General features: G+C 69.0%; 12 protein-coding genes. 5 read left to right on the top strand and 7 right to left on the bottom strand.

Annotated elements, in window-relative coordinates; genetic code table 11:
* Window positions 1-48 precede the first annotated feature (48 nt).
* Entirely contained in the window at window positions 49-1,128 is a 1,080-nt protein-coding gene (locus LTT66_RS17800; protein ID WP_233068856.1) for a glycerol dehydrogenase, read from the top strand.
* A 129-nt stretch (window positions 1,129-1,257) separates the two neighbouring features.
* Window positions 1,258-2,244: a phosphodiesterase gene (locus tag LTT66_RS17795; RefSeq protein ID WP_408638814.1), complete on the top strand. Its 987-nt coding sequence runs from the start codon at window positions 1,258-1,260 to the stop codon at window positions 2,242-2,244.
* Here the strand turns inward: LTT66_RS17795 and LTT66_RS17790 are convergent.
* Window positions 2,192-3,655, bottom strand: a complete 1,464-nt coding sequence (locus LTT66_RS17790) for a stealth family protein (protein ID WP_408638813.1) — start codon at window positions 3,653-3,655, stop codon at window positions 2,192-2,194. The two genes, LTT66_RS17795 and LTT66_RS17790, sit on opposite strands and share 53 nt — an antisense overlap.
* Before the next feature lie 506 nt (window positions 3,656-4,161).
* On the opposite strand from LTT66_RS17790, the gene LTT66_RS17785 reads away from it, so the two are divergent.
* The 3 genes from LTT66_RS17785 (at window position 4,162) to LTT66_RS17775 (ending at window position 5,888) form a co-directional block, all read left to right on the top strand.
* Complete coding sequence (locus LTT66_RS17785; protein WP_233068851.1) at window positions 4,162-4,617, top strand: flavodoxin domain-containing protein; 456 nt, start codon at window positions 4,162-4,164, stop codon at window positions 4,615-4,617.
* Between the two features lie 142 nt (window positions 4,618-4,759).
* Complete coding sequence (locus LTT66_RS17780; RefSeq protein WP_233069311.1) at window positions 4,760-5,245, top strand: hypothetical protein; 486 nt, start codon at window positions 4,760-4,762, stop codon at window positions 5,243-5,245.
* 67 nt (window positions 5,246-5,312) lie between these two features.
* Window positions 5,313-5,888 (top strand): TerD family protein, encoded by a 576-nt coding sequence (locus tag LTT66_RS17775; protein ID WP_181719386.1) that lies wholly within the window; start codon window positions 5,313-5,315, stop codon window positions 5,886-5,888.
* 66 nt (window positions 5,889-5,954) lie between these two features.
* Here LTT66_RS17775 and LTT66_RS17770 read toward each other — a convergent pair whose 3' ends face one another.
* The 6 genes from LTT66_RS17770 to LTT66_RS17745 form a co-directional block, all read right to left on the bottom strand.
* Window positions 5,955-6,278, bottom strand: a complete 324-nt coding sequence (locus LTT66_RS17770; protein WP_195067737.1) for a hypothetical protein — start codon at window positions 6,276-6,278, stop codon at window positions 5,955-5,957.
* Window positions 6,279-6,345: 67 nt separating this feature from the next.
* Window positions 6,346-6,987: a MazG family protein gene (locus LTT66_RS17765; RefSeq protein ID WP_233069310.1), complete on the bottom strand. Its 642-nt coding sequence runs from the start codon at window positions 6,985-6,987 to the stop codon at window positions 6,346-6,348.
* Window positions 6,988-7,145: 158 nt separating this feature from the next.
* Window positions 7,146-10,757, bottom strand: coding sequence for a transcription-repair coupling factor (mfd, locus tag LTT66_RS17760; RefSeq protein WP_233068849.1), 3,612 nt, complete (start codon window positions 10,755-10,757; stop codon window positions 7,146-7,148).
* 213 nt (window positions 10,758-10,970) lie between these two features.
* A complete protein-coding gene (locus LTT66_RS17755) occupies window positions 10,971-11,264 on the bottom strand; it encodes a DUF1330 domain-containing protein (RefSeq protein ID WP_233068847.1) in 294 nt (97 codons plus the stop codon).
* Between the two features lie 32 nt (window positions 11,265-11,296).
* Window positions 11,297-11,944, bottom strand: a complete 648-nt coding sequence (locus LTT66_RS17750) for a TetR/AcrR family transcriptional regulator (protein ID WP_039800936.1) — start codon at window positions 11,942-11,944, stop codon at window positions 11,297-11,299.
* Window positions 11,945-12,125: 181 nt separating this feature from the next.
* Window positions 12,126-12,740, bottom strand: a complete 615-nt coding sequence (locus LTT66_RS17745; protein ID WP_233069308.1) for a TetR/AcrR family transcriptional regulator — start codon at window positions 12,738-12,740, stop codon at window positions 12,126-12,128.
* Window positions 12,741-12,887: the final 147 nt, after the last annotated feature.

Below are 12,887 nucleotides of genomic sequence, written 5' to 3'. Positions count from 1 at the left end.
GCGCGTGCGATTCGCAGCCCTCGGATCGGGAGGTGCCAGGTGCTGAGCGTGTTCTCCTCACCGGGACATTACGTGCAGGGCCGGGACGCCACCGCCGCGCTCGGCGCCGAGATGACCCGGCTCGGCATCGGCGGCCCGGTACTCATCCTGTGCGGCTCCAGCGCTTTCCGGCTGCTCGCCAGCACCTGGGAGCGCGCGCTCACGGATGCGAAGATCGCCTATTCGATCCACCTGTCCGGCGGGGAATGCAGCAGGGCGGAGATCGCCCGGATCGCCCATGCCGTCGTGGAGACCGGCAGCACGGTCGTCCTCGGCGCGGGCGGCGGCAAGGTGCTCGACGCGGCGCGCGCGGTCGCCGACGATCTCGACCTGCCGATGATCAGCTGCCCGAGCACCGCCTCCAGCGACGCGCCGTGCAGCGCGTTGTCGGTGATCTACACCGAGGCGGGCGAGTTCGAGGCGTATCAGCTGGTCCGGCGGAATCCGGCGCTGGTGCTGGTGGACACCTCGGTCGTCGCGCAGGCACCGGCCAGGCTGCTCGCCGCGGGCATGGGCGATGCCCTGGCCACCTGGTTCGAGGCGCGCACGTGCAGCGCCGCGCAGGTGCGCAACATGCGCGGCGGCGCGTCCACGCGCAGCGCCACCGCGCTGGCCGAACTGTGTTACCGCACCCTGCTCGCCGACGGCGCGCAGGCGCTGGCCGCCGTTCGCGGCCACAGCGTCACTCCCGCGCTGGAGCGCGTGGTCGAGGCCAACACCCTGCTGTCGGGGCTCGGTTTCGAATCGTCCGGACTGGCCGCCGCGCACGCGGTACACAACGGCCTCACCGCCGCCGCACAGACCCACCCGTTCCTGCACGGCGAGAAGGTGGCCTTCGGCACCCTCACCCAACTGGTCCTGGAGGGCGCGCCCACGTCCGAGATCGACGTGGTGGTCGATTTCTGCGCCGAGGTGGGCCTGCCGACCACACTCGCCGCATTGGGGCTGGCCGACGCCGACGACGCGACGCTCTCGGCCATCGCGCACCGGGCGACCGCTGCGGGCGAGACGATCCACAATGAACCCTTCACGGTGAACGCCGCGATGGTGGTGGACGCCCTGCGCACCGCTGACGCCCTCGGACAGTGACGAAAACCACTCCGGCCTGCGTTTGCCCAGCGTTCGACACCGAAAACTCACCTTCCCGCAAGCGTGTCTTCACCAACCGTCGGGAAACCTGTCCGTAACCGACGCTATCGTGGCGACGGAGCCAAGCCAATGGCGGCAAGCCGCCAGGAGGGATTCGGTCCGGTGTCCATCACCAGAGTCGCGGAGTATCCGCGTCCGGATCACGTGTTGTTCCACTTCAGCGACACACATCTCATCGCGGGCGACGACCCCCTGTACGGCGATGTCGACGCCGACCTGCGGTTACGGCAACTGCTCGAGCAGGCCGCGGCGAGCCGGATCCGCCCGACCGCGATCGTGTTCACCGGCGACCTCACCGATCGGGGCGAGCCCGCCGCGTACGCGAAGCTGAAGTCGATCGTCGAGCCATTCGCGAGAAATTTGCAGGCGCCCATCGTCTGGGTCACCGGTAACCACGACGACCGCGCCGCCCTCCGCGCCCGCCTGCTCGGCGAGTACCCCACGACATCCCCGCTGGACCGGGTGCACCTGATCGACGGCCTGCGCATCATCTCCTTGGACACCTCGGTTCCCGGACACCACCACGGGGAGATCTCCGACGCCCAGCTGGAGTGGCTGCGCTCGGTGCTGGCCGAGCCCGCGCCCTTCGGCACCATCCTGGCCATGCACCATCCGCCGGTGCCGTGCGTGGTCGACCTCGCCGTCACTGTGGAACTGCGGGACCAGCGCAGGCTGGCCGACGTGCTGGACGGCAGCGACGTGCGCGCCATCCTCGCCGGACACCTGCATTTCTCCACCAGCGCGACCTTCGCGGGCATCCCGGTCTCGGTGGCGTCGGCCACCTGCTACAGCCAGGATCTCGGCGTGGCGCAGGGCGGCCTGCGCGGCCAGGACGGCGCGCAGGCCTTCAACTACGTGCACATCTACCCGGACACCGTGGTGCACTCGGTGGTGCCCATCGAGCGCGGCCGCACGGTCGGCGCCCCCGCTACGCCGGAGGAGGCGCGGCGGCGGCTCGCGGAGGACGGCATCGTGATCCCGCCCGCCGCGCGCATCCCGCACGTCATGCGGCGCCCGGCGTCGACTGCGGAATCGGACGACGAGGCGGTCTACTGAGCCGCTCCCACGGCGCAGGCTCCGGGTAGTACCCGGCCAGGAACTCGGAGACGATCCGCACCCGCTCGGATTCGGCGACCTCGGGGAAACTGCCGTCGTTGAGGCAGAAGAAGTCGACGTCGCGATGGCGCGCCAGCCCGTCCAGCATGGCCAGCCCGTTGTAGCTGGTCGTGTCGACGTAACGCACTCTCGCCGTCTCCTGCGGCACCGCTCGACCGGTCAGCAGGGCGTAGTAGTGATACAGCGAGTTGGTGACCGAGATGTCGGTGGCCGCCCGGAACCGGCTCGCGCTGGTGCGCGCGAAGTCCGCGGCGAATTCCTCTTCCATCTCCAGCAGCACGCTGCGCCGCAGCGGCGCGGGCGTGTGCTCCAGATGCCGGGTGATGACGTGACCGAAGCGGTCGGCCAGCAGCGCCCGGTTCACCCGCGCGGCGTTCTCGAAACCACTGCGCCGCTCGTGGTTGCTTCCCGGCCCGATCCGCAGGTCCGCTTCGATGAATCGGCTCACCCCGCCCGGGGTGAAGAACATCGACGGACGCACCGGCCGCGCGAAGAACATGTCGTCGTTGGAGTAGAGGAAGTGCTCGCTGAGCCCCTCGATGTGCTGTAACTGGCATTCCACCGCGTGCGAATTGAACACCGGCAAGCCGCTCACGTCGCGGAAGTGGTCCACCGCGCGTACCACGGTCACCTTCGGATGCGCGGTCAGCCAGTCCGGCGGCGTGGAGTCGGTGGCGATGAAGATCCGGCGGATCCACGGCGCGTTCTTGTGCACCGACCGCAGGGCGTACCTCAGCTCATCGATCTGCCGGATCCTGGCGTCCGCGTCGTCGCCCTCTCCGACCACGACCTGGGCCAGCATCCCGGCACGGCGGGCGCGGAATGCGGGGTCGGAGCCGTCCACCCAGGAGAACACCAGGTCGATGTCGAAACCGACGTCGCCGGTCTGCGGCGCGAACATGTCCGCCAGGGTGGGCCAGGTTCGGTCGAACAGCCGCACCTGGGTGGGCTGGGCGTCGGCGAGGTCGAAGACCGGGCGGGTCAGCGCGTTCGGGCGCGGGCAGGTCACCGTGTCGCCGTGGTACTCCCACAGTTCCAACTCGACGTGATGCGCGGGATCGTGGTCGCGCCCGAGCCGTAATACGTTGTGCTGCAGTTCCACACACGAGAATCCCGCCGACATCGCGGCGGCGGTCACCCGGCGCACCATCGGGCGATGCGCCGCGTCGGCCGCGAGCACGAGCCGGTGCCCGCTGTCGCGCACGAGCAGGAACGGCACCTCCGCCGCCGCCAACTCCGCGCGCAGGTACCCGAGATCCTCGATCATCGCCGCGGACACGGCGAGGTTGCTCACCATGTGCCGCGTCACCATTTCCACCGCCCCCGAATTCACTGCTCCCCTGTCCACCATCACTGTCTCCACATCCGTCTGTCCGCCGGTATTCCGATTGCGTCCGGGGCACCGCGCCGAGCCGTGATCCGCCGATGCCGAGGCATCGACCAGAGATGACCGCGCCCGGCGCGGTGACATTCAGAAATGGGGAAGGGTGCCGAAGCGGGGGTGCGAATTGATCACCTGGCATGCAGACGACTGGTAGACCATTTCGTTTTCACCTCACTCACGGCCGGACGCGCGAAGCGTCATGGATGGAAGCGCTGCACTCGTGCGGAACTCGAAGGGCACGGGCGGCAGCCGCGGAGCCGGACAGTCATCGGCCGGCGGAAAGTGGTCTGCCCAGAAAATACCGGGCACCTCTACGAATGATGCAACGCGCTGGAGATTCCGTCAATCGGCGCTGCTGAACTGCCCGTGCCCTTCCGCTGCCGCTGACCCGGTACCGACGGCCGAGGCGTGGCACACCGCGGGCTACATAGTTAGGATAGCCTCACCATATTGACTGGAGAAAGGTTGTGCCGGTGCGAGTCATCATCCTGTTCGGAACCGAGATGGGCACCGCGGAGTCCGCGGCGGACAGCATCGCCGGACAACTCCGCGGGGCGCACGACGTCTCGGTGCACGACATGACGGACTTCGACATCGCGGATCTGGACCCGCGCCACTTCCACGTCGTCGTGTGCTCGACCTACGGCGACGGCGATCTGCCGACCGGCGCCGAACCCTTCTACGAGGCGCTCGACCGCCACCGCCCGGATTTGCGCGGCCTGCGGTTCGCCGTGTTCGGGCTCGGTGACACCGTCTACGGCGACACGTTCAATCGGGGCGGCGAGATCATCGCCGAGAAACTCGCCTCGTGCGGCGCCACCCAGGTCGGCGAGCACGCGCGGCACGACGCGTCGGCGGAGATTCGCGCCAGGGACATGGCTGAGCAGTGGGCCGCCACGCTCGACATTCCCGCGCTGGTCTCGGCCTGACCGTCGCCGGGCGCGGGCCGGGGACCACGCGCTAGCGGTCCGGACAAAGTGCACAGCGTCAGCGGACAAGTGGCGCAGCACCTTAGACTGCTATCAAGCGCGGCACAGCCCGCCGCGCTCGACGATCCATGAGGTGACGAAGATGGCAGCCGGAGCGAGCCCCGCCCAACGTCAGCACAACTCGACAGATCATCCCGAGCTGGACGTGCTCCCGGAATGGCCCTTGGAGACGATCGGCGTGCTGGTGACGACCGACCCCGCGCCGCACGCGATTCCGGTGTCCTGGCCGGTGCGCGCCGGCGACCGGCGAATTCTGCTCAGCCTGAAGTACGATCGCGGTTCACTGGCCCGGCTGCGCGAGCATCCCGAAGTGGCGCTGCTGATCCTCGGCGGCGGCAACGTGGCGATGTGCGCGCGGGGGACCGCGCACGTGGTCGCCGAGCAGATGCCCGGCGCCGACGACTATGTCGCGGTCCGCATCGACGTCGAGGTGATCGATGACCACCGCCAGTCGGCCTTCGCCGTCGTGCAAGGCATCCAGCGCACGGTGCTCGACGACGAGAGCGAACTGCGCGCGCTGAAAGACCGGGTCAGCACCTTGAAATCCTGGGCAGACCACCAGAACTGAATCAGCCCGGCGGCCCCCGGGCAGCACGGAAGAAGGCGGCACCGTTCGTGCCGCGCGGAAGGGGATCATGAGCGTCACTCTCGCCAAAGGCGGCAACGTTTCGCTGTCGAAGCAGGCGGCGAATCTCACCAAGGTGTCGGTGGGACTCGGCTGGGACGTGCGCACTACCACCGGCGCCGACTACGACCTCGACGCCAGCGCGCTCGCCTGCGGGTCGAATCTGAAAGTGCTGTCCGACCAGCACTTCATCTTCTACAACAACCTGCGCTCGCCCGACGGATCCATCGAGCACACCGGCGACAATCTCACCGGGGCGGGTGAAGGTGACGACGAGGTGATCAACGTCGACCTCACGGCCACGCCGCCGAACATCACCAACATCTTCTTCCCGGTGTCCATTCACGACGCCGACGCTCGCGGCCAGTCGTTCGGTCAGATCCGCAACGCTTTCATCCGCGTCGTCGACGCGGGCACCGGCGTCGAACTGGCTCGCTACGACCTCACCGAGGACGCGTCCACCGAAACGGCCATGATCTTCGGCGAGCTGTACCGCCACAACAACGAGTGGAAGTTCCGCGCCATCGGTCAGGGTTATGCCTCCGGCCTGGCGGGAATCGCCAGGGATTACGGCGTGAACATCTGACTTTCCGAGTCGACCACCGCCGCCGGGCGGTGTGGAACATCCGCGAGACCTGCCCGGCCGACAACGTCAGCCGCAGCAGACCGGGTCGTCGCAGGGGTCTCCGACTTCGCTGCCGTATGCCGTGAAGCCCTGGATGGGCGCCACGACCTGCTCAGCGGTCTGGGGGTCCAGCGACGGCGCGGACCGGACACTCGGGCGGCCCCAGCTCGGCGGAGTGTCATCGAGGTCGAAACGCGGTGCGCCGTCGATGAAGAGTGTCCAGAGCGGATGATCCGGGAAGCCGTTGATCCGTAGGACCCACCACTGGTCGTCCACGAGTGCGGCGACGGGGAACCGGCCTATCCCGGTCCTTCGCCACTGCGGTCGCGCGTGGAGTTCGGGGTAGGTCATCGTCCCAGTCTCCCTGATCCAGCCGTCACGTGGCGGCCGCGTAGGTTGCCCAATGCCGGGCCCCGGACTACTCGGTTGCGTCCGGCCAGAAGGCGCGCCAATCCTCGGCAGCGAGCGGACGACGTTCACCGCGGTCCTTCTCCGCCGCGTCCTCCGCCGCGCGGACAGCGGCGGCGAACGTCAGCGTCGCTTTGCGGAGACTTTCTTCGGCGCTTTCCGGCCCGCCGAGGCGCACGACGCGGAGAGCCTCGGGGACGAGATCGGACGGCAGGCCCGCCTTCGTACTGCGGGAGACGACCTTCTCGGCGAGAGCCAGGGCGGGCTGGGCCATGGCGATGCCGTCCAGGCAGGAGCGGCGGGACTTCTCGGCGGATTTGCGTTCTTCCCAGGCCCGTTCCTGCGCGGCGATCTTCTCCGCCACCGACGCGGACGGATCGATCGCGGAGCCCACCAGGTGCGGGCTGCGGTTGACCAGCTTCGCGACGAGAGCGGCGGCGACATCGTCCACGGTGAATTCGCCTGCGGCCTGGGCGATCCGGGAATGGAAGAGCACTTGCAGCAGCAGGTCGCCGAGTTCCTCCTTGATCGTCTCGGCATCGCTGTGCTGGATGGCGTCGAGCAACTCGTAGGTTTCCTCGAGCAGGTAAGGGCGCAGCGAATCGTGGGTCTGGGTGACCTCCCAGCCCCCGAAGTGCCAGAGACGGTCCATGACCTCGACCGCCCCGGCCAGACCGGCCGCGACCACCGCCGTGTCCGTGCGCGGTACCGCGTCGCCGTTCGGCGCGGCGCGATCCTCGCCGTCGGCCCTGCGTTCGGCGGCACGGTGCCGGGCAGCCCGCAGGACGGACTCGTCGCGATCCGCCGAACTCATCGGGGAGCCATCTCGGCGGCGACGGTGAGATCGACCGCGCCCTGCGCCTTCCCGTCCAATGCCAGCAGCAGATCGGCCACGAACTGCAGCAGCACCACATCCCGGACGCGCTCGGCGCCGACACTGTCCTCCACGCGGGGCAACGGAAGCTGCACCACCCCGGAGGCGGCGCGGTAACCCGCGCTGGGGTAGAGCCGCTTGAGGCGCATCTGCTTGGAATCCGGCAGATGCAGCGGGGATATCTTCAAAGTGGTTCCGGTGACGGCGATTTCGGTCACCTCGTACTCGCGGGCGAGCAGGCGCAGCTTGGCCACCGAGACCAGCCGCCCGACCTCGACCGGCAGTGGCCCGTAACGGTCGACGAGCTCGTCCACGACCTGCGCCAGCGCCGAATCGTCTTGAGCGGCGGCCAGTTTGCGATAGGCCTCCAGGCGGAGCCGGTCGCTGGCGATGTAGTCCGGCGGGATGTGCGCGTCGACGGGCAGGTCGATGCGCACCTCCTTGACTTCCTCGATGGTGATCGGCTTGCCGTCGGCGGCGGCGCGGTACGCCTCGACCGCCTCGCCGACCAGGCGCACGTAGAGATCGAACCCGACGCCCGCGACGTGCCCGGACTGCTCGGCACCGAGCACGTTGCCCGCGCCGCGGATCTCCAGGTCCTTCATCGCGACCGCCATGCCCGCGCCGAGGTCGGAGTTCTGCGAGATGGTGGCGAGCCGGTCGTAGGCCGTCTCGGTGAGCGGCTTCTCCGGCGGGTACAGGAAGTAGGCGTAGCCGCGTTCCCTGGAGCGCCCGACCCGGCCACGCAGCTGGTGCAGCTGGGAGAGCCCGAGCGCGTCGGCGCGTTCCACGATCAGCGTGTTGGCGTTGGAGATGTCCAGACCGGTCTCGATGATCGTGGTGCACACCAGCACGTCGTATTCGCGCTGCCAGAAGCCCTGCACGGTGGACTCCAGCGCGTCCTCGTTCATCTGGCCGTGCGCGACCACCACCCTCGCCTCCGGCACCAGATCGCGAATCCGCTTGGCCGCCTTGTCGATCGACGCCACCCGATTGTGCACGTAGAAGACCTGGCCGTCGCGCAGCAACTCGCGCCGGATCGCGGCGGTGACCTGCTTGTCGTTGTACGCGCCCACATAGGTGAGCACCGGGTGGCGTTCCTCCGGCGGAGTGAGGATGGTCGACATCTCGCGGATACCGGCCAGGCTCATCTCCAAGGTGCGCGGGATCGGGGTCGCCGACATGGTGAGCACGTCGACGTGCGTGCGCAGCGCCTTGATGTGCTCCTTGTGCTCCACACCGAACCGCTGCTCCTCGTCGACCACCACGAGGCCGAGGTCCTTCCAGCGCACACCGGTCTGCAGCAGCCGGTGCGTGCCGACCACGATGTCCACGCCGCCGTCGGCCATTCCCTCCAGCACGGCGCGCGCCTCGGCCGGATCGGTGAAGCGGGACAGGCCCTTCACGGTGATCGGGAAGCCCGCGACCCGCTCGGTGAAGGTCTGCAGGTGCTGCTGCGCGAGCAGCGTGGTCGGCACCAGCACCACGACCTGCTTGCCGTCCTGCACGGCCTTGAACGCCGCCCGCACCGCGATCTCGGTCTTGCCGTAGCCGACGTCGCCGCAGACGACGCGGTCCATCGGGACCGGCTTCTCCATGTCCGCCTTCACCTCGGCGATGGCGGTCATCTGGTCGACGGTCTCGGTGAACGCGAATGCGTCCTCCATTTCCTGCTGCCACGGCGTGTCCGGCGCGAAGGCGTGGCCCGGCGCGGCCTGGCGCGCGGCGTAGAGCTGCACGAGCTCGCCCGCGATCTCCCGAACCGCCTTGCGCGCCTTGCGTTTCGTATTGGCCCAGTCCGAGCCGCCGAGCTTGGACAGGCTCGGCATCTCACCGCCGACGTAGCGGGAGAGCTGGTCGAGCGACTCCATCGGCACGAACAGCCGGTCGCCGGGCTGGCCGCGCTTGCTCGGCGCGTACTCGATCACCAGGTACTCGCGGCGGGCGCCGCCCACGGTGCGCTCGATCATCTCGACGAACTTGCCGATGCCGTGCTGGTCGTGCACCACCATGTCGCCCGCGCTCAACGCGAGCGGGTCGACCTGGTTGCGGCGCTTGGCCGGCATCCGCTTGCCCTCGGCGGGCGCGGTGACCCGGTTGCCGGTGAGGTCGGACTCGGCGACGATCACCAGACCGGCGTCCTCGAACACCAGGCCGTCGTGCAGCGAACCGCACAGCACGCCGACCACGCCGTCGTTCGGCTCGGCCCCCTGCTCCAGCGCCGCGGCGGGGACGTCCGCGTCCGCCAGCCGTTCCATGATGCGCTGCGCCGTGCCGTGACCTGCGACGACCACGACAGCCCTGCCGCCGGTGATGACGTGGGCACGCAGCGAGGCGAACAGGGTCGCCACCAATTCGTCGGAGCCGCGCGCGGCCGGGCCGGGCAGCACCGGCAGCGCGACCTCGGACGCGGCGCCGGAGGCGAGGGGGCTCAGGGTCCACCAGGGCAGACCCTGCCGATCGGCGCTGGCCTGGACCTCCGGCAGCGGGCGGTAGGCGGAGGCGGCCAGGTCGAGTCCGTGCCCGCCGAGCGGTGCGGCGCCGCCGAACGACGCCGCGGTCCAGGAGGCCTCCAGGAATTCCTCGCCGGTGCGCACCAGGTCGGCGGCGCGGGTGCGGATCTTCTCCGGATCGCACAGCAGCACGTGGGTGCCCTCCGGCAGCACCTCGGTGAGCAGGCGCAGTTGCCCGGGCCGCAGCACCGGCAACAGCGCCTCCATGCCCTCGACCGGGATACCCTGCGCCAGTTTCTCCAGCATCTCCACCAGCGCCGCGTCGGCCGCGTTGGCGGCGGCGACCTCGGCCGCCCGATCGCGCACCTCCGGGGTGAGCAGCAGTTCCCGGCACGGCGGCGCGACGACCAGGTCCACCGTCACCTCGGGCAGGGAGCGCTGGTCGGCGACGGCGAACGGCCGCAGCTCGGTAACCTCGTCGCCCCAGAACTCCACCCGCACCGGATGGTCGGCGGTGGGCGGGAACACGTCCAGGATGCCGCCGCGCACCGCGAATTCGCCGCGCTTGCCCACCATGTCGACCCGGGTGTAGGCGAATTCCACCAGCCGCGTGAGCAATTCGTCGAAGTCCAGCTCGGCGCCGACCCGCAGCACGATCGGCTCGATGTCGCCGAGCCCGTCCGCCATCGGCTGCATCAGCGACCGGACGGTGGTGACCACGACGCGCAGCGGCGCCGGGAAATGCGGGTCGGCGGGGTGCGCGATCCGGCGCAGCACCTCCAGCCTGCGCCCCACCGTGTCCGCGCCCGGTGAGAGCCGCTCGTGCGGCAGCGTCTCCCAGGACGGGAACTGCGCGACCGTGGGGCCGAGCATCTCCTCCAGCTCGACGGTCAGATCGTCGGCCTCCCGCCCCGTCGCCGTCACCACCACCAGCGGCCGCGCGGCCGCCACCCGCGCCGCGACGAACGGGCGCACCGCCGACGGCGCGACCAACTCGACCGATGAGGTGCCGATCAGCTCCGCGACGGTCCGTAGCGAGGTATCGGCACCGGCCGCGGCGGCCAGTCCCGCCAACGGCGGGCGGTGGGTGGACATCGACAACTCCTGAGCGCAGGCGAGACGGTTCGAGCGGCCAACCGAGTCTAGTTAAGCGGGTGTCCCGTTTTTGCAGCGCCTGCGGCGACGCGTGTTCGCGGCCGCTTTCGGCGTGCACCGCGGCGACCGCCGCCGGCCGACTCCGTCTCGAACGCCACGACCACCTGGATACGCTCCGGCTCCGACCGGCTGATCAAGAGCGCCGTGGAGGGTCTAGCCCAGGACGCCGTCCGCGAACACCATCCGCACCTCGACCCCGGACTTACGCACCTCCCGCGCCTTCGAGTACTCCGGCGAGTCGTACCAGGCTCGGACCCGGTCCAGATCGGGGAACTCCAGCACCACCGCGCGCCGGGCCGCGGGCCAGGCCCCCTCGATAACCTCGGGCACGGTAGCGACGAGGTAACGCCCGCCGTACTGCCGGATCGATGGCTCCGCCAGCCGCCAGTACGCCAATCCGACTTCCTCGTCCGACACTTCAGCTTCGACGATGACGTAAGCGAGCATGCGCCGTTCGCGGCGCCGCAGCGCTGCAAAAATTACGGCACGTAGCGCCGCAGCCGCCGGGCCGCGAATTCCCGGAAGTACGAGAGCTTTTCCGCCGGGACGAGGGCCGGGAGCAGGAAGTACCAGGCGCGCTCCATCCGGACCGCCATCTGGTCGATGGATTCGGTGCCGACGGCGATGATGTGCACGCCCGCGGCCATCTCCTGCCACAGCAGGCCGATGACCTCCGCGTCCAGGTCGGCGATCAGGTCGCCCTGGGCGATGGCTCGTTCGGCGAGCAGGCGGTAGGTGTCGCCCCAGTTCTTGGCGATGTTGTCGCCTTGGGCGCCGCGGTAGTCGCCGATCTGGTGGGTCAGCTTCAGCATGGCGCCGACCATCGGATCGTTCATCGATAGATCGGCGACGACGTAGGTGATGCCGATGCACGCTTCCAGCGCGGGCACTCGGGGATCGAAGAAGCCCTGACACGAGCTGGTCAGTCGCTCGTTGCCCTGGTCGACCACGGCGCGCGCCAGTTCTTCCTTCGAGCCGAAGTGAAAGTACAAGGCGCCCTTGGTCACATTGGACTGCGCGATGATCTCGCTCAGGCTCGCATTCGCATATCCCAAGCGCAGAAAGACATCGGCAGCGCCCGCCAGGACGGAATCGCGGGTGATCTCCGCGCGCGCTTGCCTAGCCATCAGATCCGCCTGTCATCCCAAAACCAGCCATCCTGAAGTAGACCGACATCTCGAAGTTGACCGACTTACCGCCCGAACAGCACCCAAAGGATGGGTGAACCGTACCACCAGGCGCGCGCCCGGCAGCCAATTCGAGCATTCGGCCAGACCTGCCGCGCAATTTGCTAGTTAACAATCCGGGTCACTCACCGGCGCCGGCGCGCCACTCCGAGCTCAGTTGCGGATCGGCTTCGAGATGGCTCAGACCGTTCCAGCACAGGTTCACCAAGTGTGCCGCCACAACCTCTTTCGACGGTGTGCGCTCGTCCAGCCACCAGGTCGCGGCCGTGGCGACCTGGCCGACGAGCGCTTGGGCGTAGAGGGTGGACAGGCTGGTGTCGAAGCCCCGGCGCGCGAAGTCTCCGGCCAGGATGTGCGCCACCTGATTGGTCGCCTCGTTGAGCAAACTGGAGTACCGGCCCTCCGCGGCGGCAGCGGGCTGATCACGCACGAGAATTCGAAACCCGTCGGTTCGTTCTTCGATGTAGGTCAGCAGCGCCAGCGCGACCTGTTCCAGCCGGATCCGCGATCGGTTCTGGGTGAGCGAGGAGGTGATCATGTCCAGCAGCATCGACATCTCCCGGTCGACGACGACCGCGTACAGCCCCTCCTTGCCGCCGAAGTGTTCGTACACCACGGGTTTGGAGACCTGGGCGCGCTGCGCGATCTCCTCGATGGAGGTCGCGTCGTAGCCGCGTTCGGCGAACAGCGCGCGCCCGATCTCGATCAACTGCTGACGCCGCTGGGTGCCGGTCATGCGCGGCCGGGACACTCGATGTGACTCACCCGAAGACACTGACACTCCTCCGCCTCTCCGCGTTCTCGCCGACCGAGTACATCGACGGTGCACCCTCCGGCCCGCCGATCGCCTGCCCGGCCCAGCCGTGGGCGTGCCCGGCGAGTT

It is taken from the genome of Nocardia gipuzkoensis (genome assembly GCF_021183645.1).
GTDB lineage: Bacteria > Actinomycetota > Actinomycetes > Mycobacteriales > Mycobacteriaceae > Nocardia > Nocardia abscessus.
This window is presented reverse-complemented; position numbering and strand designations above follow the sequence as displayed.